Source organism: Paracoccus sp. SSJ (assembly GCF_030234105.1).
GTDB classification, from domain to species: Bacteria; Pseudomonadota; Alphaproteobacteria; order Rhodobacterales; family Rhodobacteraceae; genus Paracoccus; species Paracoccus denitrificans.
This window is the reverse complement of record NZ_JASSPE010000002.1, coordinates 73,212-94,507: the sequence shown is the minus strand read 5'-3', so window position 1 is coordinate 94,507 and position 21,296 is coordinate 73,212. Positions and strand designations below refer to the sequence as shown.

The window sequence follows — 21,296 nt, the reverse complement described above, 5'->3', positions numbered from 1 at the left end:
AAATGCTTTAAATATCAGGCGCTAGACGCCCGGTTTCCATTCTGGGTCTGATCGGTTTCCAATTTCTGTTCCTGATCCGCCCCGGAGAGGATTCGTTTTCGGTCGGCAGCCTTGCTGTAACGCTGCACCTCGGACAGGCTCTCGTGACCCGTCCAGGCCGCGATCTGATGCGCCGTCGCTCCCGCCTCGGCCAGTGCCATCGCGCGGGATTTGCGCAACCCATGGGCCGATTTTCCCTTGATGCCGGCATCAGCCGCAGCGCCGGCGAACCAGCTGCTGAACGCCTTTTCAGACCTGGCTCTGCCCTGCGCCGTCACCAGCCATGTCATGTGGCGCGGGGCTTGGGCGATGGCCTCTTTCAACGCGTCCAGATCGGCCTGCATGCCTATGGCAAAGCCGGGCAGGGTGCGATTGAATGGCACCGAAACCTCTCCCCCGGTCTTTCGCTGCCTGAACGTCAGCCACCCGTCCTTGCTGACCATGCCCGGGCCGATCCTGACAGCATCCGATGCGCGCGCGGCGGTCCAGTAAATCAGTTCCATGGCAAGCCTCTGCGGTGAGGACATGGGCCAGCGCTTGCGGAACTTCTCGATCTCGTCCGGCAACCAGGGTTTGAAGCCGTCGCTTTTCGCTGTCGCGATCTTGTCGACCTCGGCTGACGGGTCTTGCGCGATCAGCCGATTCCTTTTCGCCCAGGTGCAGAGGCATCTCCAAGCCTTCCGGCGGTTGTTGGCCGGGTGCGGCGCGAGCTTGGAGATATCCGCCTCGATATGAGAGGCGCGCAGATCCACGAGCCTCGCGTTTCCCCAGGTGTCGGCGATATGGCTCAGGTGCCGTCGCCGCTGCTGCTGCGTCGTCGTGGCCATGCCGGTGAAATCAGCGCTGCGCTGATAGATGATGATCGCGGCGGCAATGCTGCCGTTCGCCACCGGCCGGCCCTTTCGCTCGGGGGCTGAGGCAGCCAGCGCGGCGGCATAGGCCATCAGGAACTCAGGGCTGTTCTTCGGGCCGTCGGGCAGGCGGACCAGCTTGTGACCTGGCACGGCCAGATAGGTGAACTGCCGGCCGTTGCCTTTGGTGATGGTCTTGACGTGCTTCAGCTTCACCGCATTGCTCGCAGGATTTCGTCGCATGTGTTCACGCCTTCGCCTTCCTCCCCTTCGATGGGCAGGCCAGAGGCATATTCATCAAGCGCCAGCCTGTCGTAAAGGCGCTTGCCCCCCAGCATACGCCTGGGCAGGCCGAGGCCTCGCAACGTGGTCTCGCTGATCCCGAGATAATGCGCGGCCTCGGGCGCAGGCAGAAGGCGAGGCGCAAAAGCTGGCTCGTGCTTACCCATCACGCCATCCTCCTCTTACCCTTCCTCGCCTCCCGAACCCGATGTTCCAGCTTCGCCGTCGTCATGATGACGGGCTTCAATTCGGCCGGCGCGCTGTCGTAGCTGCGCCCAAAGCGTCCATTGAGGCGCGGCAACAAGGCGCGCGGCACCGCTTCCCAGTTGCTCGGGTCGGTGTTGGTCTTGTCGCCGTCGAGGCATTTCAGGGCATGCCCGACCGGGATCGGGCCGTGCATCTCCTCCCACCGGATCAAATGGACAGCCCGCCAGCGGGATTGCAGCGGCAGGCCATCGTGGATCTTCCGCTCCAGATAGCCATCCTTGCTCATTCGCTCGGTGCCGATCGGCTTGTAGAGCCGCACGGCAACGCCCTGGCGCTGGCCCGGCTTGAACATCGTGGCCATGGCCTTGGCCCGCACATGCTCAGGCATTGGCTTGCCCTTGTTATGCGGCACCTGCCCGGGGACGAATTGCCCCGTGCGTCCGGTGAACCATCCCTTGCGCTTGCACAGAGCCATGAAGTTTGCCAGCGACACGTCCTGGCGCATGAAACGAGCACAGAACAGCGCATGGGCTTCTGTCCGGGGCAGTTCCTTATGCGCCTCGATCCACGCCAGTTCCTCGGGCTCATAGTCGATGGCGCGACCTTTCATACGTCGCTGCTCCCGATCTTGGGCAGCATGGGCAGGACGCCCTGGCCGTGTTCGGCGAACAGCTTCGCCGCCTTCAGCTGAAGATCAGCGTTGCCGACGATGCGATCGGCGACGGAAACGATCGCATCCGCGCGCTTTGCCTCCTGTTCGATCTGCTCGGGCGTCAGGGACTCGTCGGCAAGGCGCTCCAGCTGGGCAAACAGGTGGTTGTTCAGATCTCCAAGCTTGTTTTTCATCGTGAGCTTCCTTCGATGGTGGCCAGCTTGCGCTCGGCCGCAGCGATCCAATTGCGGAAGGCCTGTTGCAGCCCGGCCGTGCCGCTGGAGTTGATGCCGTGCATGCGGATGGTGTTGGTCCAGGCCTTGTCGGCGATCCGCGCGCCATAGGCGGTGCGCAGGTGGTCGGCCAACAGCTCGGCCGCCGCGCGGTGTTGTCGGTGCTGGTCAGCCAGATCGCCGGCGTCGCTGCTAATCGCGGGTAGGGCGTCCAGGCGTGCCCGCAAATCGGCGACGGTATCACGGATCGATTGCAGGTCGATTGGCTTCTTAGGCATCAAGCTTCCTCCCATGACTTCCCCAGAAATCGGCGCATGCCGCGATGGCGTGATCGGCCATGGCCTTGGGCTTCAGGTGGTCAAAGATCGGGTTCGGGCATGCCGCCAGTAGCACCCTCGCTGCCTCTGTGGTCCTCGGCGCCGCCTCGCTGCGCTGGTTCCACCGCCTCATGCAATCCGCCTTCGCCAGGGCAAACCGCACATCTGGGTCACTCTTGGCGGAGCCGACGACGTCCTTCGTCCACCGCGGCGTCATAGTGGTGTTGCAGGCGAAGTTGTTGCACCGGACGGCGGCGCCGGTGTGGCTCGCGGGCCCGCCGCAGAACGGGCAGGGCAGAAGTTCTGTCCCGGTCATTGGAATTGCACCCCCGTGACCAGAACTGCGCGATCATCCTCGGCCTGGCAGCGGCACCACATTTCGTCGAACTCGGCCGAGGATTCGTTGGTGCGAATCCAGAAGCGCGTCACCTCGAAATCATCGAGGTCCAGATCGTCCTCGGTATAGCCGGCATAATATTCGGCAGCCTCGACGATCCGCTCGCGCGTGATCGTGGCGGGCGGCACGTCACCCCAGGCAAAGCACGCCCAAGGGTCTCCATCCACGTCGGTAAAAAACTCAAGGCGATGCGCCGTGTTCATCGGTGCCTCCTGACAGCTAACCATTCGGGATGGCGGCGCCGCAGCGCCGCGCACCGGAATGGTCAGGTCAGGAAAAGCGGCCCATATAGACCGGAAGCCCGGTCTCCTCGCTGGCCGCGGTGGCGATCTGCGCGAAGTGCGCGCGGCGCTGGTATTCGACGCGATGCCACTGGAAGCCCAACCCGACAGCACCGCCACCAGCCGCGCGCCAGCGGAACAGGCAGGTCAGCTCCTCGGGTTCCTCGCCGTTGTAGATCGGGATCGAGAGGGTGAACTTCTCGGGGATGATCACCCCCTCCTGAACCTTGGTATCGCTTTCGAACACAAGCTTGCGGTCGCCATTGTCCAGGCGCACGGCGGATTTGTAGACCTGCCCCACCGTCGCCTCGAAATCCCGGCTGATCTCGATCATGGTCGCGGCTTCTGGCGTGCCGACATCGACGCTGTTCTCTTCCAGGAACCGCGCGAAATCAGCCTGCGGATGGATCTTGCCCTCCATCTCGTCCCAGCGGGAAAACTCCTCGGACGGCCGCAGGGCTAGAGTCACGGCATGGGCATTGTGCCCCGGCGCCGGGAAGGCATCGCCCTGGTTGTGATCGTGCCAGTCCAGCCGGGCCGAGATCGTCAGCGCATCGAAATCCGCGATGATGATCGAACGGTCGGATTTGTAGCGGTTGATATAGGCGGAAAGCGAGGCGCGATCATCGACGGTCACTGCCTGCCGCACGCGCGACGGCAAGCGGTTCGGGTCGCTGATATCATGCAGCTTGATGCGCTCCGGCAGCGCCGCCCAGGTGCGGCCGTCCGGCCCGTCGATCACCGGAGATGCGATGCGCGCGGCCTCCATCGCGGTGTCGAGGGCGTTGCGCGGATCGATTTCAAGCAGGATGTTGGTGCCCTGCGGCTGGTTCGGGTTCGGTGCCATGGTGTCTCCTTTGGCGATTGATGCGGATCAGGCTTCGCTGGAGCGGCGGCGCTCCAGCTCGTCCTCGAAATCCATCTGGTTGGGGTCGCGGCGGGTCAGGCGGTCGGAATCGGACGCGAAATAGATCCCGGTGCCCATGCTGCGGCTCGGCTTCTTGATGGTGATTTCCGGCACCACCTCGATCTGGCCCGCCTTGTTCGTCTTGAAGCTGGCCTTGAAGGTCAGGCTGCCATTGCCGCCGGTTTCGCGAATGGCGGCGACCAGCTCAGAAAGCTTTTGGTCGCCGGTCTCCAGCAGCTCGCCGCGGCGGAAGCTCTGGATGAATTCGAGGAAGTTGAGTTCATGCGCGGCCATGGCAATCACCTCACCGGCGCGGCCGACGCGCTGTCGGAGGGGCCGCCAGTCTTCGTGGCCATCACCTGCGGCATGCCGGGCTGGTCCGGGCGAACCTGAAGCCGTTCCTCATCGAACCACTGCGCCTGCTTGAACTCGCCGTCCTTGCTGGGCGCCTGGAGACAATATTGGCGGCAGCCGCTGATGTAGTCTGCGCGCCCCGTGATCGTGCCCGAAAAGCCGCTGACCATGTCAGTAGCTTCGAAGCCGAGCGGGTGAGCGAAAGGCGTGTCCATTCAAAAGCTCCTCTGCAAGCCCGGAACCGCCGGGCGCGGTATGAAAGCAAAGGCGCTGGCCGCCCCGGGCACGGGAGGGAGGGAGGAACTCAAGCCCAGAGCGGCCAGCAAGTGAGGGTGGCGACAAGCCGTCAGGCCACCCATTCCGTTGCGCAGACCGGCACGGGCACGGTCCATTCGCGCGGATCCCGGTTGTCGAAAAAACGCGCCAGCATCGCGGCGCTCAGCAGCCGGGCCTGATGACTGCCCCGACGCCGGATGGCGAAATGCTGCTGCATCACAGCCCCTCCGACAGAGAGACCCAGCCCGCCTCGCGAGCCTGCACCGCAGTAGGCGACAGCAGGTCCAGCATCGTCTTTCCGTCAAGCTGCCCGATCATCCACCCGAGCCCCAGCCCGAACAGAACAACCGCGACAACCCAAATCCAGATGAACACCGCACCCCAGGCAATCGGCCGACGCCCGGAACCCGGGCCATCAGCCTCGGGAACCCCGTAGATCACAAAGGGATCGCCGCCAGGCGCGAAGTCATGAACCGGAACCCCATCCTGCCGCCGGTGCACGGCGCGCAGGGCAATCTCACCCGCCTCAGCCGCAGCGCGGCGCAACCGGGCCGGGGTGCGACACAGATAGGTGTCGACCTTTGCGAAATCGGCGCGCGCTTCGCGGTTCTCGCGATCCCAGCGCGCATCATCCTGACCTGTCGAAAGCATCGCGTCGTTCTCCCAGTCGGCGGCGTGCCGATGGTTCGACCATAACGGTTAATATACCGCTGTCAACAACTGAACGGTAAACATACCGCATTGCTGTTTTTCTAACCGATTCGCCCTTGGCGTCCTGCTGGCAGGATGGGCGGCGGTGCGTGCCTGTTGGCGCCAAACTGCGGCCCAAGGAAAAAGCCCGCCTGAGGCGGGCGAGGAGGTGGAATTGATAAGGCTGATAATCCTTGGTGTGTTGGCGTCAGATAGTGCCGTGTTGCTTGTGCGCCGCGGCGAGATCGACCCGTTGCTCTGCCCGCGTTGTCCCGAGGCGGCGGATTCTTGGCTACAGCCGAAGCCTCACCCCGAAATCGCCCTCGTCTATGTCCCGACCGTCGCGACGAAGCCATCCTCCGGTGATCATTGCGTCAGCGCCGGTAGTTGCGCCTGGGCGGCCGAGCTCTGCCAGATGCTTGTTCCAGCGGATTGCATCCTTTCGCGAGAGGTATCCGACCTTCTTCCCGCTGATGTGAACCGCTACGGCATTCTTGTCGTGGGGGTTGTTCGGCTCGGGGCGAAGCTCCGCCCGACGCTGAAGATTATAGCCATCCTCGGTCTTCCCTCCGCAGATTTGAGACAACTCGCGCTGATAGTGGGATTCTCCCACGGCTTCATACGGATAGTCTCTGCCGTTAGGTGGAGGATCCGGCAGGGTTGTCAGGATCACATCCCTTGTCTCGTGTGGGCGCGGGGTGGGCTTTCCGAACAGCCATTTCAAAATTCCCATCGGCATGTCCTGTTGGGTTGGTTGCATGATCGGCGGATGCTCGCCTAAAGTTCTCGTAATGTTCTTGAGAGTCGGAGGGGAGGATGGATGAGCGGGAATTCATGGCTGAAGTACGTAAGTTGTCGTATTTGCAAAAGCTTTTGTTGCTTAAGGCTCTCCGGTCTGCGAGTGCTGGGCAAGGCGAACCGTCGCAAGAGCAGCCTGAGCGGCTTCCTCTCGTCGAGACTCGGGGACCCGCCGCAGCTCGTTGAGAATTTGTTGCTCAATCTCCGTTAGCTCTTCCTTGGAACCGGCGCCGGTGGCTAGCCACTCCTTAGATACTCCCAAGACCTCGGCTACAGCTCCGAGCGAATCTAGCCGAGCGGAGGTTTCCCGCCCTTCTCTGACCGCCCGCCGCCAATTTCGGATCAAGTCACCTCGCGGCTTGCCGGTAGCTAGACTGGAAATAGCCTGATCAGACAGGGGCTTGCCGCCCGACATTTCGCGGGCCTGATCAATGCGGGCAAGTATTTCAGCAAGTTGCGACATACGGTCAATTTACCGTCCAGCGCGCCAACCGCATCCGGTTAGAATACCGTTGACAATACGGTATATAAACCGCATCCATTGGGCATGGATATCGATGATCTCATAGCCCGAGCCGATGCGTACAAGGCGGCAGCCGGCATCGTAGACGATTCTACGGTCTCGTACCGCGTGTTTGGGGATACGAAGAAGCTCGGCGCGCTGCGCCGCGGTGCGGACATCACTACTCGCCGATTTCTGGCGGCATTGCGGTGGTTCGATCAGAACTGGCCCACATCCGAGCCTGCAAAACCTCCCGAGGACGCGGCATGACTGTTCATCATCCCGCGCCCTCTTTCCGTTCTGGTGATCGTCCTTCTGCACGGGGACACAACAGCACAGGACCATCTGAAATGTCTTTCCGAAAATGCGGCGGCGAGGAGGCCGAGCGCGCCTGGTTCGCCGGGCTGCTCTGGCGGGCCTTCCCCGAGGCGCGGAGCGAGAACGAACTGGCCGAGCTTGCGGCCGAGGTTCTGACCTCGGACAGCCGCCCGGTGACCTCTCGCACGGTGCGCAACTGGCTGCGCCGCGAGAACGCCCCGCATTTTCGCTATGTGCTGAAGGTGATCGCGCTGGTCGGCGCCGAGGCCGTGTTTCAGGTCATCGACCCGGAGGTGCAGTGATGCGGGTCTGGTGGCGCATCGCCCAGCGGTATTACGCGGCCCGCCATCGGCGGGCCCTGCGGCTGGCCGGCGAGTCCTCCGCTGCGGCCGATCGGTTCAAGTCGCAGTCGGAAAGGTTTTTCCAACGGATCAAGGGGGCGCGAAAGCAATGACGGGACGGCCAGCAGAAGCAATCTCGGGCTATGTCAGTGTGGCGGCAGCAGCGCGCGAACTCGGCGTGACGGCCAAGACGATCTACAAGCACCTGCGGGCCTATGGCGATCTGTCCCGGCTTCAGCGACGGATGGCGGCGCTGCGTGATCCGCGCGGCCTTGCGCTGCCCGATGGCAGTTTCGTCCCGACGGTTGCCGAGGCCGCCCGCTGCCTGGGTATGAGCGAGGATGGCATCAACCATCACCTGCGCGAATACGGCCATCTGCGCGGGGCGGGCACGGTGCAGCGGGATCGGCCGGCCGGGAGCGAGGGTGCCCGCCGCGTCAAGCTGGCGCCGGTTCCCGGTGTCGAAATCGCCGGCCCCGATCCTCGGCCCGAGACGGCGCCGCGCGGCAGCCGCATGGTTTCGGGACGCGCGGTCGATGTCGAGGCGGTGATCGCCACGATTCGGCAGTGCCGCGACGATTATCTGGCTGAGCGCGAGAGGGCGGCATGATTGCCGTCGTTCACCCCAACGCCTTGCGTAGCGCTTCGTTCACGAAGGCGCTCTTGTTGTCGAGCTTGTCGAGCGCGGTGGCGATCTCGGGTTCGATCATCAGGTTCATGCGCACCTTCCGTTCGGCGGCCGGCATGGCCGGGCGGCCGCGCTTCGCAGTCGCGAAGAAGGTATCGTCCAGCTCGCGGACTTCGCCGTTCTTGCCGATCAGCGGCTCACGTTTCTTCATAGCGTTTCCTTTCCCTTGCATTGGCCTTCCGCAGGCTGATGACGCGCAGCTTCTGGCCGCGCCAGCACCAGGCCACCACGCAAAGCCGGTTCTCGACAGGGACGAGGCTGACGAAGCGGGTCTCGCCGTAATCCGTGCGGCTGTCCTCGACCGTCAACGCGGCATCCCAGTCCGCGTGCGCGACGGACGCGAAGTCCAGGCCCCGCTCCTGCAGGGTGCGTTCGCGCTTCTGTTCGTCCCAATCCAGTTCCATGGGATTTATATACACACTGATATTCTGGCGGTCAATAAAGGTGTGTATGAAAATTATGGGGTAGCGGCATGAGCAATGAACAGAAGCGCGTCGCGGAGACCGCCTTTGCGTTGTGGGAAGAGGCCCTGGCTCATGAAGCGCGTCCCGAGGATGCGATTGCCTTGCTGGCTGACGCTTGCGCCTATGGCCTGAACGAGGGCGATTTCGATCCTCGGCCAATCGTTGATCGTCTGACGACTACGTTCCACAGGCTGCATTTCGCCAAGCATGTTGGGTTTCGGCAATGACCGCGCCCTCCGCCAAGCCGCTTTTCCGGGCCATCAGCGGCCAGGGTGCGACGGTCAAAGAGCCGCTGCCGCTGATGCCTGAGGCCCCGATCCATGTCCGGCCGCGTGTCGAGGTGCGCCGTGCCGAGGATTTCTATCCGACAGGCCAGCCGGAAGCCGTGCGCGGCCTGCTGGCCCGCGACGGCGCCCGGATTCGGGAATGCGGTAGCGTCTGGGAACCGGCCTGCGGCGATGGGGCGCTGGTGCGCGAGATCCGCGCCGCCGGCATCACCTGCCATGCATCCGACCTGATCGACCGCGGTTGCGAGGATGCGACCATCGGCGATTTCTATTCCTTCGACCGCAGCCCGGCGCGGGCGATCATCACCAATCCGCCATTCTGCGAAATCAACGCGCGGGACGGCCACGGTCGCTGGCTGCGCCACACGCTGGACATGCCGGGCTGGGATTACCTTGCCCTGCTGCTGTCCTGGGACTGGCCGGCGGCGCGGGCCAACGGCCTCGGGGCGTTGCTGGACGCACAGCCGTTCTCCTATTGCTACCTCATGCGCTGGAAGCTGGATTTCACCGGCGAGGGCAGCCCGCCCCAGCGCAATGCCTGGTTCATCTGGGACCGCAACCGGCAGGGCGCCGAACCGGCATTCCGGTTCATGAACCGCGAGGACGGCCAGACGCTGCATCAGGGGGTGCTGCTGTGAGCAAGCACCGCATCCGCCATCAGAACGCATACCGCGCCGGCATCCGTGACGGGGTCATGATCTTCCTCGCCGCCCTGCTGGCGGTGACGCCCCAGGCTGCGCATGCCGCCCTGCGGCAGCTCGCCGAACGGATCGTCGGTCGGCCTGAACATCAACGGATCGAGAGGGACAAGTCGTGATCCGCACCGAAATCCTATCCACGGCGGGCGATTACGTCACCCGCGACCGCGCCGCCACCCATGGTCGCGCCGAGGACGGCTTTGCTGCCATCGCGCAGGTCTGGGATGCCCTGGACGCCGCGCGCGGTGACCGGCCGCGCACCGTGCTCGACGTGGCGCTCTACATGGCCGGCCTCAAGCTCGTTCGCGGCGCCACCAATCCGGCCCATGCCGACAACTGGGTTGACCTCGCCGGCTATGCGGCCTGCGGGGGAGAGATCGCGACAGGGGGTGCGGAATGAGCGCGGCCAATCGCAGCCTCGGGCTGGTATCGACCTCCGATCTGCCGGAATACCCCATCTCGGCCGAGGATCGCCTGGATGCGCATTTCTTCGTGCCGTGGAACCTGAAGCGCTGGCGCAAGAGCGTGTTCCGCAACCTCGCCGAACCGGAGGTCGGCTGGTTCGGCTTCCTGCTGTTCTGCGAGAGCCACGATGAAACGCCCATCGGCACGTTGCCGACGGATGACAGGCTGCTGGCGAAAACCCTCAGCATCTCGGTCGATCACTGGCAGGCGCTTTGCCGCCGCGAGGTCTCACCGCTGCACAACTGGCATCGCGTGATGTGCGATAACGGCGAAATCCGCCTCGCGCATCCCGTGGTGACCGAGGTCGCCCTGCAGGCGATGAAGTCGAGCCGCAAGAACAGGGCCGAGCGCGATGAACGGCGGCGGGCAAAGCGGGTCAAGGATCTGCGCGAGATGATCGAAACCCGGATTCGCGCCGTGCAGCTGCTGCGCGATCCGACCTTTGTCGATCGCTTCAACGACTGGCTGGAGAACCGCTATCCGGACAGCCAGCGCCGCGAGGCGTTCATCCGCAGCGCGCTCGACGAATACCAGATCGAGGAGGGCGGATGATGGTTCGTGCGGTTCTGTCACATTCTGTGACCGTCACAGAATATTCCGGAACAATCACAGAAAAACACGGAATGAACACGGAAGATCACGGAATTTTCCGTGTTCCTGCGCGTTCGGCCCCTTTTTTTGCCCGGATTCTGTGACCGCTGAAAGGAAAAGAAACGAGAAGAAAAGAAATGAAAGGATATAGGCCGAGCCCGGACTTCAGCCGGTGTGGCTTGTGGATAAGTCAGCAGGCTGGAGAAGATGACGATGGCGATGACGGGGACAAAGGCTGAAGCCGAAGAGCGGGTTGATACGCTGCTGCTGGAACCTCTGGCGGGGCTGAAGCGCGGCAAGGACGGCGAGGGCCGGCGCATGAGCGCGGAAGCCCATGCGAAGATGCTGGCGCGGCTGCGGTCCTGGCTGGCTTATCTGGATGATGAGCAACTGGCCGGGCTGCGCGATCATATCGTGGCGCTGTCGGTCAAGGGCGAATGGCCGACCGAGGCGCAGATCAGGCGAACGGCGATGATCCTGAAACCGGCCCCGCCGGAAACCTATCCCTATGTGCGCAGCATGATGACCTCGCGCCTCGGGTTCCGGGCCGTGGCCGAGGGCTGGGCCTTCGAGATGTATCAGGAGGTCAAGCGGCACGGCCCGCCGCCTTTCGTCGAAGGCGGCTGGAAGGAAAAGCAGTTGCGCGAGGAGGCGGCGGACAACCAGCGCCGGTTGCGGATCGCCGAGGAGAATATCGCGGCGCGTATCGCGACCGAGGATCAGAAGGCGTTCCACGCCCATTGGCATCGCGACATGGCCGAGATCAGGGCCATGCAGGACGAAAAGCGGAAAGAGGGGCCGGCGGCATGAACGCGATGTGGCCGAGGCGCGCCGCCGTGCGCGAGATGACGATCCAGCAGGCGCTGGAATGGGCCTTTGCGGTCGAACATGCCCGGATCGATTTCGATGAAACCGGGGCGCATGAGTTCGACCGGCCCGGGGTCGACACCATCTGGATCCTGCAGCGCCATCGTGAGCTGGGCTGTCGGGTCGATGGCGGCGGCACCAGCGATCCGCATCCCGATGCGCAGATCATCGCTGCGGCGGTCGAGGCGTTGCCCATCGGGGTGGGCGGCAGGCGCATGGCGCTGCTGGTTGCTGAATGCGCCCGGGCGCGGCGGGTGCCGGATTGGGGGCAGCGCGAGCGGTTCGCGGTTGTTCCGTGCGGATGGGATGCTACGGATACCGGCTTCACCGCCCATGAGGTCAAGGGCGATATCTGGGTCTGGCGGGACAGACACCGAGTTCGCCGAGAGCGCCGGTTTCCTGCTTGTCCGGTGATCTACACGGGGACGCCTGCCAGCATTGCCGCGGCGCGCCGGACGTATCTGAATTGGTATGGCGCGCTCCTCCATCTCCTGTCCGTTCTGGGCAATTCATTGGCGCTCACGTATGTTCATCTGGTGGATGGACTGCCTGAACTGTCGCCTTGGCGAAAAGGGGATTGACGGTGCACCAAAAATAGTTGACCTATTGCAGTGACCACAGGTGCGCCCCGAGGAGAAATCCTCGCGGGCGCTTCTCATTTCCGGGGTGCCGTGATGCTCAAGATCAGCGTCGATGATCGGGAGTTGCAGGCCAATATGTCCCGGTTGGCGGATCGCGATATCAACGTTGCCGCGACCTGGGCGCTGAACGACACCGCGGCCGATGTGCTGAAGCATGTGCAGGACCGGATGGGCGAAGTCTTTGACCGACCGACCCGGTTCACGAAGAACGCCTTCACGATCAGGGGCGCGCGGCCCAGCAATCTTGAGGCCGAAGTGATCGAACGGCCCACGGTCGGAAAGCGGCATTACCTGAAGGTTCAGGAGTTCGGCGGTCAGCGCGGCCAGACTGGTCTGGAAGGTCTGCTGGATGCGCGGTTGGCATATACGGGCATCATCGCTGCGGCGGTTCCTGCCGGCGGCGCCAAGCTCGATGCGCATGGCAACTGGTCGACCGGAGAGCGCAACCAGGCGCTTTCGGCGGTGCAGGCGCAGCGCGACACCACCTCGAACACAACGAAGGTGGCGCGGAAGCGCAACAAGCGCAGGGCCGGGTTCTTCGTTCCGCGCGAGGGATCGAAACTTTCTCCGGGCATCTGGAAGCGCAACCCCGACGGGTCGATTGCCAAGGTGTTGCATTTCACCCGGTACATGCCGACCTATGACAAGCGGCTCGGGTTCTTCGACGGGGCCGAGGAGGTCTTTCGGGACCGGCTTCCGGGGCACCTGCGTCGGACCTTCGCGAAGATGGTCGAGCGGCGGGCCTCGGCCGACTGAAATCCGGTCGGGTCCTTCCTCGAAAACGATCTGTCGGGGGTCATTCGCGCCCCGATGTTCGCAAATTTTTTTAGGCCAGTGAAATCAGGGAGATGGGGTTGTTGTTGGGGTCTGACACGCCGGCGCAGGATGATGCGCCAAAGCTCCTCGACGTCGAGGTCGGCGACGATCTTGCCGAAAAGCTCCGCCGCTTCCCGCTGCCGGACGGCGTGCTCGACGCGGACATGAACCAGGAAGAGATCGCCCAGGCGCTCTCGACCACCGTCAACACGGTTTCGAAATGGATCCGCGACGGGATGCCGGTGGCGCAGGTCGGCGGCAACGGCCGGGCCTACGTGTTGCGCCTGTCGCATTGCTGGGCCTGGCGCCATGCGCGCGAGGCCGAGGCCGAAACCAGATCGCGGCACAACGAGAACCAGATCAACCTGCTGCGGGCGGAGTTCCTGGGCGTCGATGTCAACAACCCGGCCGCGCAACTCAGCGCGAAAGAGCGTCGCGAACTGGCCGAAGCGGACATGCGCTGGTCTGAGGCGCAGCGCCGGCGCGGCCAGCTGGTGCCGCTGACCGATGTGATCGAGCTGCTGGAAAGCGTCGGCAAGATCGTCCGCGACGGCATCGAATCCATGCCCGACCGTCTGGAGCGGGAGCTGGACCTGGCGCCGCCGGAAGTGGCGGCGGTGGGCCGTATCGGCGCCGACATCCTGAGCGCCATCGCGGACAGGATCGATGAGGAAGAATTGCAGGGCCGCGACCTGCCGGACGTTGAACCGGGGGCGCGGCTTCTGATCTGAAGAAGGTGCGCAAGGGATGCGGACGCTCGACAGCTTCGAACCGTTGCCGCCCTATGCCGACCCGCGCGTTGCCCTGAAATTCGCGATTCCCGCCTGGCGGCCGGCCGAGAAGATCTCGGTCACCGAAGCGGCGGAAAAGTATATGCGGGTCAACGTCTCCGGGCAGTGGCAGCCGTTCCGCCGCGACGTGACGCCGTACATGGTCGAGCCGACCGACATGATCGCGTCGCGCGCCTATCGCGGCATGGCATTCTGCGGCCCGTCCCAGTCGGGCAAGACGCAGATGCTGCAATCCGCCATCGCCTATACGATCTGCGCCGATCCGGGGCGGGTGGCGCTGTTCCAGATGACGCGCGAGGCGGCGGCCGAGTTCGAGCGCAACAAGATAGCGCCGATGGTGCGCAACAGCCCGGAACTTCGCGCCCGGCAGGCGCAGGGCAGGGGGTCCGACAATATCTATCACAAGCTGTTCACGGGCGGCACGCAGCTGACCCTGGACTGGCCGACGATCACCAAGCTCAGTTCGGCGACCATCCGTCTCGTCCTGGGGACCGACTACGACCACTTCCCGGAAAGCATCGACGGCGAGGGCGATGCCTATTCGCTGATGCGGGCCCGGGCGCGGACCTATCTTTCGCGCGGCATGGTGGTTGTCGAAAGCAGCCCGGGCGCGCCGCTGAAGGACGAAGCGTGGAAGCCGGTCACGCCGCACGATTGCCCGCCGGTGGAATACGGCGTGCTGTCGCTCTATCCGCATGGAACGCGCGGGCGGTGGTATTGGCCGTGCCCGATCTGCGGCGAGGAGTTCGAGCCGTCGTTCCGGCGCTTGCGCTATCCCGAAAGCGCGGACCCCATGGAGGCCGGCGAGGCGGCGCAGATGATCTGCCCGCATTGCCGCCAGGGATTCGGCCACGAGTTGAAGCGCGAACTGAACAGCGCCGGCCGGTGGCTGCACGAAAGCAGCGTGCCGGGCCCGGACGGATTGCCGGCCCTGGTGCCGATAGAAAGCGGGCTGGTTCGAAAGACGGACATGCTGAGCTATTGGCTCGACGGCGCCGCAGCGGCCTTTGCGTCCTGGAGAGAGTTGGTGACGCAATACCGGCAGGCGGTCCAGACATTCGAGGCCACGGGCGATGAGGAAAAGCTCAAGACGGTGATGAACACCGGCCTTGCGCAGCCGTATTTCCCGCGCTCGGCAATATCCGAACTGGAGGTGACCGTGCAGGGATTGCGCGAAAAGGCCCGCGGCATGGACCTGCCGAAAGGCGTCGCCCCGGCCTGGGCCCGCTATATCACGGTGTCCGTCGACGTTCAGGGAACCCGGTTCGTCGTCGGGGCGACGGCCTGGGGCGAGAACGGCCAGCATATGCCGATCGACAGGTTCGACCTGTTCCAGGCCCCGGGCGACGACGAAAGGACGGTGAAGCCGTTCGAAATCGCCGAGGACTGGGTGGTTCTCGAACCTCTGGCGGATCGCAGTTGGCCGGTTGCGGGAAGCGGCGCCCGGATGACGGCGCTTTCCATCGGTATCGACATGCATGGCGGCGGCGCCACGACCGACAACGCCTATCGGTTCTATCGCAGTCGCCGCCGCGCCGGGCAGGGCCATCGGTGGTATCTGACCCGGGGCGAGGGCGGGCTGAAAAAGCCCGACCGGGTCTGGCTGAAGGCGCCGGAAAGCGCCAGCCAGAAGGCCAAGCGCCGCCGGGTGGCCAAGGATATCAGTATCCTGTTCATGGCCACGGATCGGCTGAAGGATGCCGTCATGGCATCGCTGCGGGCGGATGCGGGGCATATCAATGCGTGCCTGATCCCGGAATGGATGGGTGATGATCACCTGACCGAGTTCACCGCCGAGCGCCGGCAGGATGACGGTTGGGCCAAGCGGCCCGGCATGGTGCGCAACGAAAGCCTGGACCATCTCGTCCAGGCGCGGGCGATGCATATCATCAAGGGCGGCGAGCGGATCGACTGGTCCGATCCCGTCGATTGGGCGTCGTGGGGCGAAAAGAACCCGCACCTGATCCTGGTCGCGGTGGATGCAGAGGATGAGGCGCCCGCCGCCGAGCAAAACGAAACCGATGATGCGGCGACACCGCCGGCGCCAGTCGCACCGCCGTCGGCGCGCCGGGCGGTGCATGCGGCAGCCGCGGCGCCTGGTCGCGGTGGCTGGATCCAGAAACGAGGAAGGTGGCTCTGATGGCCTATACAGCAGCGGACCTTGCCGCGCTCAAGGCGAACATCGCCAAGGGGGTCACCTCGCTTGAGGTGGCGGGCGAGAAGGTCACCTTCCGCAGCCTCGATGAGATGCTGAAGCTTGCCGCCGTCATCGAGGCGGAACTGGATGCCGGCCTGTCGCGGCGCGGCGGGTTGCATCTGCCGACCTTCTCCCGGGGGTGACATGAACATTCTCGATCGCGTCATCATGGCGCTGTCGCCGCGCCGGGCGGCGCAGCGCGAGAAGGCCCGCACCATCGCCATGCATTACCGTGCCGCGAGGCTCGGCTATCGCAACGACGGGATTCGTCCCAGCGGGTCGGATGCCGACCTTGCCGGCCGCAACCGGCGCATGATTGCGTTCTATGCGCGGGACATGATCCGCAACACGCCGTTCTCGGCGCGCGTGCAGCAGGTCATCACCGGCAACGTGGTCGGAGACGGTATCATCCCGAAGATCCAGCCTTCGAAAGGGCTGGCCGATGAGGTCCAGAAGAGGATTCGCGCGCGCGGCCTCGATCTGATCGAGGATCACCTCGACACCACCGATATCGATCGCAACGGCCTGTTGAATTTCTACGGGCTGCAAACTGCGGCGATGAACACCATCGTCGATGCCGGCGAGGTTCTGATCCGCAGGCACCGCCCGGCAAATGCCGGGCTGGCGCTGCCTCTCCAGATCGAGGTGTTGGAGCCGGACTATATCGACGACAGCCGGTTCGGCCGTTCGATCGAGGGCAACGAGATCCGCGAGGGCATCGAGTACGACAAGGACACCGGAGACCGGGTTGCCTATTGGCTCTTCACGCAGCATCCCGGCGGCGAGTGGCGCCCCGGATCGTCGCCCTACATTTCGGAACGGGTGCCGGCGGAAGACATCATCCATGTTTTCCGGGCCTTCGACCGGCCGGGGGCAACCAGGGGCGTCAGCTGGTACACGCCCATCGCTGAAAAGCTGCTGAACATCGACGATTCGGAAGATGCGCATCTGATGCGCCAGAAGATCGCCGCATGCTTCGCCGCCTTTCACCGCATGGGCGCGGATCGGAAGCCGAGAGACGAACTCGGCGGGACGCTCCAGCCCGGCGTGATCATGGAGATCGCCGAAGACGAGGAGATGGAATTCTCCGACCCGCCGGAAGTCGGCGATTTCGGCGATTTCCAGAAGAGCGTGCTGCGGTCGGCGGCCATGGGCGTCGGCATCACCTATGAGGCGCTGACCGGCGATCTCAGCGGGGTGAACTTCAGTTCCGCCCGCATCGGCCGGCTGGAGATGGATCGGAACATCTCCCGCTGGCAATGGCTGATGATGGTGCCGATGTTCCTTCATCCCTTCGGCCGCTGGTTCGTCGAGGCCTGGGCCGAGGCCGAGGATGACGAGATGTTCCAGAGGCTGATCTGGGAAGATCGCCGCACTGTCAGGCTTAGTTGGGTGCCGCCGCATCGCATCCTGGTCGATCCGGCCCGGGAGTTCGGGGCGCTGCGCGAGGCGGTTCGCTCCGGGTTCCAGTCGCGTCAGGGCGTCGTTCGCCAGCTTGGCGTCGATCCCGAGCGGCTGTTGCAGGAGCAGCTGCAGGACAAGGAGGAGGCCGACCAGTTGGGCCTGCCCTTCGACAGCGATCCGCGTGCGGACGTGTCGAGGAAAAATCCGACCTTTACCGACAAGGACCACAACGATGAATGAAATCTTCCTGACCGGGACGGTCGGCAATTCCTTCTGGGAAGAGGATTGCTTCACGGCCAAGACGGTTCGCGAGATGATCGCGGGCATGTCGGGGCCGCTGACCGTCCGTATCAACTCCGGCGGCGGCATCGCGACCGAGGGACAGGCGATCTATACCTCGCTGAAGAATTATGACGGCGAGGTCACGGTCATCATCGAGGGTATCGCCGCCTCGGCCGCCTCGCTGATCGCCATGGCTGGCGACAAGATCGTCATGCCCCTGGGCTCGATCATGATGGTCCACGATCCGGCCAACTGGTGGACGCAGGGGCGTGGAACAGAGGACGATCACCTGCACGCGGCGAAATCGCTCTCGGTTCTCGCGAATGCTTATGCCGGCATCTACGCCGCACGCGCCGGCATCTCGGTCGAGGAGGCGCGCGACATAATGAAGGCGGAAACCTATTTCGACGGCCCTGACGCTGTCGAAGCGGGTTTTGCCACGGAAACCGATGAGGGCACCGACGCGGCCGCCGCGGCGCTCTTCGACTACCGACTCTATCCGAAGGCTCCCGAAAGCCTGCGGCAGATCGGTGACGGGCTGGCGAGGCAGGCCAACGTATCGATGATCGCGGCGATGATGGCCGCGCCGTCTCAACCCAAGCAGAAAGGGAAAGCGATGCCGAAGGGTAAAAAGGCGCAGGGGCGCGCACAGATGGACGATCAAGAAGAGGAGCGCCTGGAAGAGGACGATCCCGAACTGAACGAAGAGGACGATCCCGAACTCGAACAGGAGGATGATCCGGAAGCCGAAGAGGACGACGATCCCGAGGCCGAAGAAGAGGTCGATACCGAAGCCGAGGAAGAGGACGAACCCAACGCCCACGCCACGGCGATCCTCAACTTTGCGGCTTCGCGTAAGATCGGCGCGGATATCGCCATGGGCTGGATCAAGCGCGGGCTGACCATCAGGCAGGCCACCAAGGAGTACAAGATGAAACATGCCAGGGGCGCCACCATGGCCCGGCCCGGTGCGCCGCGCAGCTCCATCATCCGGGACGAGCGCTCGACGCGTCGCACGGCGATGGCGTCGGCGCTGCATGCCCAGATTACCGGCCGCGATCCCTCGACGCCGGCGGCCCGTCCCTACATGGATATGTCGCTGGTCGAGATGGCCGCGGCCGCCATCGGGCACCGGGGCAAGATCCGCTCGGCCGGCGACAAGGTCACCGTGTTCATGGATGCATCGCATTCGACCTCGGATTTCCCGGCGATCTTCCAGAACGCGCTGAACAAGGTGCTGCTGGAACGCTACAGCGAGTTCCAGCCGACCTATCGCAGCATCTCGAAGAAAAAGAACTTCCGCGACTTCCGGCCCATGCCGCTGGTCCGGGCGGGTGATTTCCCGATGCTGCTGCCGGTCGGCGAGACAGGCGAGATCAAATGGGGCACCTTCGGGGAAAGCGGCGAGACCGCCGTGATCGTGCCCTATGCGCGCGGTCTGACCATCAGCCGTCAGATGATGATCAACGACGATCTGGGGGCGATCAACGATCTGCTGTCGAGCTACGGCGAGACGGTAGCGCATTTCGAGGAGCGCACCTTCTATTCGGGGGCGCTGACGGCGGTGCTGTCGGACGGCAACCCGCTGTTCCACGCGTCCCGCAACAACCTCGCCCCTGCGGGCGGTGAGATCGAGGCCGATACGGTCTCGGCCGGCCGGGCCGCCATGCGCGTGCAGGAATCGATCGACGGGCTCAAGCTGAACCTGTCGCCGTCCATCCTGCTGGTCGGACCGGAAAACGAAACGGCGGCCGAAATGTTCGTGGCGCAGATCACGCCCACCGCGACGGAAGCGGTCAACCCGTTCTCCGGCAAGCTGAAGCCGGTGGTGACCACGGAAATCGAGGACGGCGCCTGGTATCTGCTGTCCGAGCGCGCGCCGTGCTGGGTCTACGGCTTCCTGGAAGGGCAGGAAGCGCCCCGTGTCCGCACCGAAGAGCCCTTCGGCACGCAGGGCTTCTCGATGACGGTGGAACACGACTTCGGCTTCGGCGCCGCCGACTTCCGCGGCGGCTGGAAGAACCCCGGCTGACCGGCGCCGATGAGATCACCCTGACAAAGAGCCGCCCGCGAGGCGGCTCTTGTCGTTCATCACACTGAAATTCCGGAGCGGAACATGAAAAACTATCTGCAAAAGGGAACTTCGGTTTCCATCCCGGCGCCGGCGGCGGTCAATTCCGGCGATATCGTGGTTGCAGGAGTGCTGGCCGGCGTGGCCGGTCACGATGCGGCCCTGGGCGATCCGGTCGAGGTCCATCTGGTCGGCTGCTATGAGTTGCGCAAGGTGTCGGCGCAGGCCTGGACTGTCGGCGCGGCGGTCTACGTCACCCCGGCCAGCGGCCTTTGCACCGTCAGCCCCGCCGCCGGCGCGATCTTCATCGGCGTGGCGATCGAGGCGGCGGCCAACCCGTCCGGCACCGGCAAGGTCCGCCTGAACGGCGCTGCACCGGCGGAGCCCGAGGCCTGATGTCCCGCCTGTTCCTCGGGATGACCGGGCTGCTTTCCGGCGCGTTCGGCGACCAGGTCCGGTTCATCCCGCAGGACGGTGCGGAACGCGACATCCAGTCGCTCTTTCGCGAGGCGCCGATCGAGGTCGAGGGGGCGGATGGCCAGATCGTCCGCATCGATGCGCCGAGCTGGCGCGTTCGCCGCGACCTGGCGCCCGAAGCCCGGCGCGGCGACTTGGTCCTGGTTCCCGACGGGCGCAGCTACAAGGTGATGACGGTCTATCATTCCGGCTCGCCTGCCGCCGATGCCTTCCTGATTTGCGAACTCCAACTGAGTGCCTGACATGCCGCATTATCGATCCGCATACCGCGCGAGCGTTCTCGCGGCGCTGACCGCCAATGCCCGCTTTGCGGGCTTCACCGCACCGAAGGTCTGGACGGGTTCTATCGATGCGGCCAGCCTCCCGGTCATCGGCGTTCTGACGCCGCAGGAGCGTTGCGAACGCGACACCCAGACCACGACTGCGCGAGGGACGCTGTTGCAGGTCGCCGTCCGTCGGCTCGGCGGCGACGATGTCGAGGACGATCTGGACGATGACAGCGAGGTCATCGAGGCGATCGTGATGGCGACGCTGCGCAGGCTCGACCGGGCCTGCGCGCTGGAAGACACCAGCGTCGTGACCAACACCATGGCGGAACGCAATGTCGGCACCCTTGTCATGAGCTTCCGGCTGCGATCCTGGCGGCCGGTCGCAACCCTTCCCTGAAATCCAGACCTGGAGTGAAACACCATGCCGGACGGTATGCTTGGTTATGGCGCGACGGTGCGCATCGGGCGGGGCGCGACCCCGACCTTTACCGAAATCGAACTGATCGGCGACCTCGCCCTGCCCGATGAGCAGGTCGATGAGGTCGAGGTTACGCATATGAAATCTCCCGGCCGCCGCCGGCAGTATATCGCGGGCCTGATCGACAGCGGCGAGATCACCATTCCGATGAACTACATCCCGGAATCGGCGACCGACGTGCTGCTGCAATCGATCAAGGCGTCTGGCGAGGAGGTCATTCTGGAGATCACCCTGGCCGGCGCGGCCGCACCGGAGTCGTTCGCGGCCTTTCTCAAGGGCTATGCCCGGACGGCGCCGATCGATGACAAGATGACCGCCGAGGCCACGTTCCGGCTCTCGGCCCAGATCGTGAGCGGGGGCTGATC

Annotated in this window: 34 protein-coding genes; 20 read left to right on the top strand and 14 right to left on the bottom strand. The window is 64.4% G+C overall.

What is annotated here, in order from left to right:
- Positions 1-14 precede the first annotated feature (14 nt).
- From QPR87_RS02690 to QPR87_RS02635, 12 genes are all read right to left on the bottom strand, one after another.
- A complete protein-coding gene (locus QPR87_RS02690; RefSeq protein ID WP_285048202.1) occupies positions 15-1,133 on the bottom strand; it encodes a tyrosine-type recombinase/integrase in 1,119 nt (372 codons plus the stop codon).
- Entirely contained in the window at positions 1,103-1,342 is a 240-nt protein-coding gene (locus QPR87_RS02685; protein WP_502921589.1) for a helix-turn-helix domain-containing protein, read from the bottom strand. The genes QPR87_RS02690 and QPR87_RS02685 overlap by 31 nt, the downstream gene beginning before the upstream one ends.
- On the bottom strand, positions 1,339-1,989 hold the full coding sequence (locus QPR87_RS02680) for an HNH endonuclease signature motif containing protein (protein ID WP_285048199.1): 651 nt from the start codon (positions 1,987-1,989) through the stop codon (positions 1,339-1,341). The genes QPR87_RS02685 and QPR87_RS02680 overlap by 4 nt, the downstream gene beginning before the upstream one ends.
- Complete coding sequence (locus QPR87_RS02675; protein ID WP_285048197.1) at positions 1,986-2,225, bottom strand: hypothetical protein; 240 nt, start codon at positions 2,223-2,225, stop codon at positions 1,986-1,988. The genes QPR87_RS02680 and QPR87_RS02675 overlap by 4 nt, the downstream gene beginning before the upstream one ends.
- Positions 2,222-2,545, bottom strand: coding sequence for a hypothetical protein (locus tag QPR87_RS02670; protein WP_285048195.1), 324 nt, complete (start codon positions 2,543-2,545; stop codon positions 2,222-2,224). Before QPR87_RS02670 ends, QPR87_RS02675 begins: the two co-directional genes overlap by 4 nt.
- 348 nt (positions 2,546-2,893) lie before the next feature.
- Entirely contained in the window at positions 2,894-3,181 is a 288-nt protein-coding gene (locus QPR87_RS02665; RefSeq protein WP_230998652.1) for a hypothetical protein, read from the bottom strand.
- A 67-nt stretch (positions 3,182-3,248) separates the two neighbouring features.
- Positions 3,249-4,106, bottom strand: a complete 858-nt coding sequence (locus QPR87_RS02660; protein WP_285048192.1) for a DUF2303 family protein — start codon at positions 4,104-4,106, stop codon at positions 3,249-3,251.
- 27 nt (positions 4,107-4,133) lie between these two features.
- Positions 4,134-4,460, bottom strand: coding sequence for a YfdP family phage-associated protein (locus QPR87_RS02655; RefSeq protein WP_230999202.1), 327 nt, complete (start codon positions 4,458-4,460; stop codon positions 4,134-4,136).
- Between the two features lie 5 nt (positions 4,461-4,465).
- Positions 4,466-4,735 (bottom strand): hypothetical protein, encoded by a 270-nt coding sequence (locus QPR87_RS02650; protein ID WP_285048191.1) that lies wholly within the window; start codon positions 4,733-4,735, stop codon positions 4,466-4,468.
- A gap of 131 nt (positions 4,736-4,866) precedes the next feature.
- Positions 4,867-5,013: a hypothetical protein gene (locus tag QPR87_RS02645; RefSeq protein ID WP_230999201.1), complete on the bottom strand. Its 147-nt coding sequence runs from the start codon at positions 5,011-5,013 to the stop codon at positions 4,867-4,869.
- Positions 5,013-5,447 carry a hypothetical protein gene (locus QPR87_RS02640; protein WP_285048189.1) on the bottom strand — a complete coding sequence of 145 codons (435 nt, stop codon included), beginning with the start codon at positions 5,445-5,447 and terminating at the stop codon, positions 5,013-5,015. The genes QPR87_RS02645 and QPR87_RS02640 overlap by 1 nt, the downstream gene beginning before the upstream one ends.
- Positions 5,448-5,778: 331 nt before the next feature.
- Complete coding sequence (locus QPR87_RS02635) at positions 5,779-6,219, bottom strand: HIRAN domain-containing protein (protein ID WP_285048188.1); 441 nt, start codon at positions 6,217-6,219, stop codon at positions 5,779-5,781.
- A gap of 612 nt (positions 6,220-6,831) precedes the next feature.
- Here QPR87_RS02635 and QPR87_RS02630 point away from each other — a divergent pair.
- The 3 genes from QPR87_RS02630 to QPR87_RS02620 all read left to right on the top strand — a co-directional run bounded on the left by QPR87_RS02630 (position 6,832) and on the right by QPR87_RS02620 (position 8,055).
- Positions 6,832-7,056, top strand: coding sequence for a hypothetical protein (locus tag QPR87_RS02630; protein WP_072462876.1), 225 nt, complete (start codon positions 6,832-6,834; stop codon positions 7,054-7,056).
- An 80-nt stretch (positions 7,057-7,136) separates the two neighbouring features.
- Complete coding sequence (locus tag QPR87_RS02625; protein ID WP_116220798.1) at positions 7,137-7,406, top strand: hypothetical protein; 270 nt, start codon at positions 7,137-7,139, stop codon at positions 7,404-7,406.
- Between the two features lie 148 nt (positions 7,407-7,554).
- A complete protein-coding gene (locus QPR87_RS02620; protein ID WP_285048186.1) occupies positions 7,555-8,055 on the top strand; it encodes an NUMOD1 domain-containing DNA-binding protein in 501 nt (166 codons plus the stop codon).
- Positions 8,056-8,065: 10 nt separating this feature from the next.
- Here the strand turns inward: QPR87_RS02620 and QPR87_RS02615 are convergent, their stop codons facing one another.
- Positions 8,066-8,284 carry a hypothetical protein gene (locus QPR87_RS02615; protein ID WP_285048184.1) on the bottom strand — a complete coding sequence of 73 codons (219 nt, stop codon included), beginning with the start codon at positions 8,282-8,284 and terminating at the stop codon, positions 8,066-8,068.
- The gene (locus QPR87_RS02610) at positions 8,271-8,552 is read right to left on the bottom strand and encodes a BrnT family toxin (RefSeq protein WP_285048182.1); all 282 of its coding nucleotides are present in this window, start codon (positions 8,550-8,552) and stop codon (positions 8,271-8,273) included. The genes QPR87_RS02615 and QPR87_RS02610 overlap by 14 nt, the downstream gene beginning before the upstream one ends.
- 53 nt (positions 8,553-8,605) lie before the next feature.
- Between QPR87_RS02610 and QPR87_RS02605 the strand changes: the two genes are divergently transcribed.
- The 17 genes from QPR87_RS02605 (at position 8,606) to QPR87_RS02525 (ending at position 21,294) form a co-directional block, all read left to right on the top strand.
- Positions 8,606-8,824, top strand: coding sequence for a hypothetical protein (locus QPR87_RS02605; RefSeq protein WP_285048180.1), 219 nt, complete (start codon positions 8,606-8,608; stop codon positions 8,822-8,824).
- Positions 8,821-9,522 (top strand): hypothetical protein, encoded by a 702-nt coding sequence (locus QPR87_RS02600; protein ID WP_285048179.1) that lies wholly within the window; start codon positions 8,821-8,823, stop codon positions 9,520-9,522. Before QPR87_RS02605 ends, QPR87_RS02600 begins: the two co-directional genes overlap by 4 nt.
- The gene (locus QPR87_RS02595) at positions 9,519-9,701 is read left to right on the top strand and encodes a hypothetical protein (protein ID WP_230999194.1); all 183 of its coding nucleotides are present in this window, start codon (positions 9,519-9,521) and stop codon (positions 9,699-9,701) included. The genes QPR87_RS02600 and QPR87_RS02595 overlap by 4 nt, the downstream gene beginning before the upstream one ends.
- Positions 9,698-9,982, top strand: coding sequence for a DUF6378 domain-containing protein (locus QPR87_RS02590; RefSeq protein ID WP_285048177.1), 285 nt, complete (start codon positions 9,698-9,700; stop codon positions 9,980-9,982). Before QPR87_RS02595 ends, QPR87_RS02590 begins: the two co-directional genes overlap by 4 nt.
- The gene (locus tag QPR87_RS02585) at positions 9,979-10,599 is read left to right on the top strand and encodes a hypothetical protein (RefSeq protein WP_285048175.1); all 621 of its coding nucleotides are present in this window, start codon (positions 9,979-9,981) and stop codon (positions 10,597-10,599) included. The genes QPR87_RS02590 and QPR87_RS02585 overlap by 4 nt, the downstream gene beginning before the upstream one ends.
- 258 nt (positions 10,600-10,857) lie before the next feature.
- Positions 10,858-11,448: a hypothetical protein gene (locus QPR87_RS02580; RefSeq protein WP_285048173.1), complete on the top strand. Its 591-nt coding sequence runs from the start codon at positions 10,858-10,860 to the stop codon at positions 11,446-11,448.
- The gene (locus QPR87_RS02575; RefSeq protein WP_285048170.1) at positions 11,445-12,086 is read left to right on the top strand and encodes a hypothetical protein; all 642 of its coding nucleotides are present in this window, start codon (positions 11,445-11,447) and stop codon (positions 12,084-12,086) included. The genes QPR87_RS02580 and QPR87_RS02575 overlap by 4 nt, the downstream gene beginning before the upstream one ends.
- Before the next feature lie 30 nt (positions 12,087-12,116).
- Positions 12,117-12,902 carry a hypothetical protein gene (locus QPR87_RS02570; RefSeq protein ID WP_285048168.1) on the top strand — a complete coding sequence of 262 codons (786 nt, stop codon included), beginning with the start codon at positions 12,117-12,119 and terminating at the stop codon, positions 12,900-12,902.
- Positions 12,903-13,000: 98 nt separating this feature from the next.
- Complete coding sequence (locus QPR87_RS02565) at positions 13,001-13,693, top strand: DUF1441 family protein (RefSeq protein WP_285048167.1); 693 nt, start codon at positions 13,001-13,003, stop codon at positions 13,691-13,693.
- A 16-nt stretch (positions 13,694-13,709) separates the two neighbouring features.
- A complete protein-coding gene (locus tag QPR87_RS02560; protein WP_285048166.1) occupies positions 13,710-15,893 on the top strand; it encodes a phage terminase large subunit family protein in 2,184 nt (727 codons plus the stop codon).
- Entirely contained in the window at positions 15,893-16,093 is a 201-nt protein-coding gene (locus QPR87_RS02555) for a phage head-tail joining protein (RefSeq protein WP_072462889.1), read from the top strand. Before QPR87_RS02560 ends, QPR87_RS02555 begins: the two co-directional genes overlap by 1 nt.
- Position 16,094: 1 nt before the next feature.
- Positions 16,095-17,594, top strand: coding sequence for a phage portal protein (locus tag QPR87_RS02550; protein ID WP_285048163.1), 1,500 nt, complete (start codon positions 16,095-16,097; stop codon positions 17,592-17,594).
- A complete protein-coding gene (locus QPR87_RS02545) occupies positions 17,587-19,668 on the top strand; it encodes a head maturation protease, ClpP-related (RefSeq protein WP_285048162.1) in 2,082 nt (693 codons plus the stop codon). Before QPR87_RS02550 ends, QPR87_RS02545 begins: the two co-directional genes overlap by 8 nt.
- Positions 19,669-19,752: 84 nt before the next feature.
- Complete coding sequence (locus QPR87_RS02540; protein ID WP_104492041.1) at positions 19,753-20,103, top strand: DUF2190 family protein; 351 nt, start codon at positions 19,753-19,755, stop codon at positions 20,101-20,103.
- Positions 20,103-20,426 carry a head-tail joining protein gene (locus QPR87_RS02535; RefSeq protein WP_285048160.1) on the top strand — a complete coding sequence of 108 codons (324 nt, stop codon included), beginning with the start codon at positions 20,103-20,105 and terminating at the stop codon, positions 20,424-20,426. The genes QPR87_RS02540 and QPR87_RS02535 overlap by 1 nt, the downstream gene beginning before the upstream one ends.
- A 1-nt stretch (position 20,427) precedes the next feature.
- Positions 20,428-20,850 carry a hypothetical protein gene (locus QPR87_RS02530; RefSeq protein ID WP_214273149.1) on the top strand — a complete coding sequence of 141 codons (423 nt, stop codon included), beginning with the start codon at positions 20,428-20,430 and terminating at the stop codon, positions 20,848-20,850.
- Between the two features lie 24 nt (positions 20,851-20,874).
- Positions 20,875-21,294: a phage tail tube protein gene (locus tag QPR87_RS02525; protein WP_230999184.1), complete on the top strand. Its 420-nt coding sequence runs from the start codon at positions 20,875-20,877 to the stop codon at positions 21,292-21,294.
- Positions 21,295-21,296: the final 2 nt, after the last annotated feature.

What these genes read in the sequence shown, in the direction of transcription:
- QPR87_RS02665 (WP_230998652.1), bottom strand. Translation starts at nt 3,181, where the DNA reads ATGAACACGGCGCATCGCCTTGAGTTTTTTACCGACGTGGATGGAGAC.
- QPR87_RS02660 (WP_285048192.1), bottom strand. Translation starts at nt 4,106, where the DNA reads ATGGCACCGAACCCGAACCAGCCGCAGGGCACCAACATCCTGCTTGAA.
- QPR87_RS02575 (WP_285048170.1), top strand. Translation starts at nt 11,445, where the DNA reads ATGAACGCGATGTGGCCGAGGCGCGCCGCCGTGCGCGAGATGACGATC.
- QPR87_RS02550 (WP_285048163.1), top strand. Translation starts at nt 16,095, where the DNA reads ATGAACATTCTCGATCGCGTCATCATGGCGCTGTCGCCGCGCCGGGCG.
- QPR87_RS02560 (WP_285048166.1), top strand. Translation starts at nt 13,710, where the DNA reads ATGCGGACGCTCGACAGCTTCGAACCGTTGCCGCCCTATGCCGACCCG.
- QPR87_RS02545 (WP_285048162.1), top strand. Translation starts at nt 17,587, where the DNA reads ATGAATGAAATCTTCCTGACCGGGACGGTCGGCAATTCCTTCTGGGAA.
- QPR87_RS02625 (WP_116220798.1), top strand. Translation starts at nt 7,137, where the DNA reads ATGTCTTTCCGAAAATGCGGCGGCGAGGAGGCCGAGCGCGCCTGGTTC.
- QPR87_RS02600 (WP_285048179.1), top strand. Translation starts at nt 8,821, where the DNA reads ATGACCGCGCCCTCCGCCAAGCCGCTTTTCCGGGCCATCAGCGGCCAG.
- QPR87_RS02640 (WP_285048189.1), bottom strand. Translation starts at nt 5,447, where the DNA reads ATGCTTTCGACAGGTCAGGATGATGCGCGCTGGGATCGCGAGAACCGC.
- QPR87_RS02555 (WP_072462889.1), top strand. Translation starts at nt 15,893, where the DNA reads ATGGCCTATACAGCAGCGGACCTTGCCGCGCTCAAGGCGAACATCGCC.
- QPR87_RS02540 (WP_104492041.1), top strand. Translation starts at nt 19,753, where the DNA reads ATGAAAAACTATCTGCAAAAGGGAACTTCGGTTTCCATCCCGGCGCCG.
- QPR87_RS02690 (WP_285048202.1), bottom strand. Translation starts at nt 1,133, where the DNA reads ATGCGACGAAATCCTGCGAGCAATGCGGTGAAGCTGAAGCACGTCAAG.
- QPR87_RS02580 (WP_285048173.1), top strand. Translation starts at nt 10,858, where the DNA reads ATGACGGGGACAAAGGCTGAAGCCGAAGAGCGGGTTGATACGCTGCTG.
- QPR87_RS02535 (WP_285048160.1), top strand. Translation starts at nt 20,103, where the DNA reads ATGTCCCGCCTGTTCCTCGGGATGACCGGGCTGCTTTCCGGCGCGTTC.
- QPR87_RS02630 (WP_072462876.1), top strand. Translation starts at nt 6,832, where the DNA reads ATGGATATCGATGATCTCATAGCCCGAGCCGATGCGTACAAGGCGGCA.
- QPR87_RS02655 (WP_230999202.1), bottom strand. Translation starts at nt 4,460, where the DNA reads ATGGCCGCGCATGAACTCAACTTCCTCGAATTCATCCAGAGCTTCCGC.
- QPR87_RS02635 (WP_285048188.1), bottom strand. Translation starts at nt 6,219, where the DNA reads ATGGGAATTTTGAAATGGCTGTTCGGAAAGCCCACCCCGCGCCCACAC.
- QPR87_RS02585 (WP_285048175.1), top strand. Translation starts at nt 9,979, where the DNA reads ATGAGCGCGGCCAATCGCAGCCTCGGGCTGGTATCGACCTCCGATCTG.
- QPR87_RS02645 (WP_230999201.1), bottom strand. Translation starts at nt 5,013, where the DNA reads ATGCAGCAGCATTTCGCCATCCGGCGTCGGGGCAGTCATCAGGCCCGG.
- QPR87_RS02525 (WP_230999184.1), top strand. Translation starts at nt 20,875, where the DNA reads ATGCCGGACGGTATGCTTGGTTATGGCGCGACGGTGCGCATCGGGCGG.
- QPR87_RS02680 (WP_285048199.1), bottom strand. Translation starts at nt 1,989, where the DNA reads ATGAAAGGTCGCGCCATCGACTATGAGCCCGAGGAACTGGCGTGGATC.
- QPR87_RS02605 (WP_285048180.1), top strand. Translation starts at nt 8,606, where the DNA reads ATGAGCAATGAACAGAAGCGCGTCGCGGAGACCGCCTTTGCGTTGTGG.
- QPR87_RS02675 (WP_285048197.1), bottom strand. Translation starts at nt 2,225, where the DNA reads ATGAAAAACAAGCTTGGAGATCTGAACAACCACCTGTTTGCCCAGCTG.
- QPR87_RS02650 (WP_285048191.1), bottom strand. Translation starts at nt 4,735, where the DNA reads ATGGACACGCCTTTCGCTCACCCGCTCGGCTTCGAAGCTACTGACATG.
- QPR87_RS02620 (WP_285048186.1), top strand. Translation starts at nt 7,555, where the DNA reads ATGACGGGACGGCCAGCAGAAGCAATCTCGGGCTATGTCAGTGTGGCG.
- QPR87_RS02530 (WP_214273149.1), top strand. Translation starts at nt 20,428, where the DNA reads ATGCCGCATTATCGATCCGCATACCGCGCGAGCGTTCTCGCGGCGCTG.
- QPR87_RS02615 (WP_285048184.1), bottom strand. Translation starts at nt 8,284, where the DNA reads ATGAAGAAACGTGAGCCGCTGATCGGCAAGAACGGCGAAGTCCGCGAG.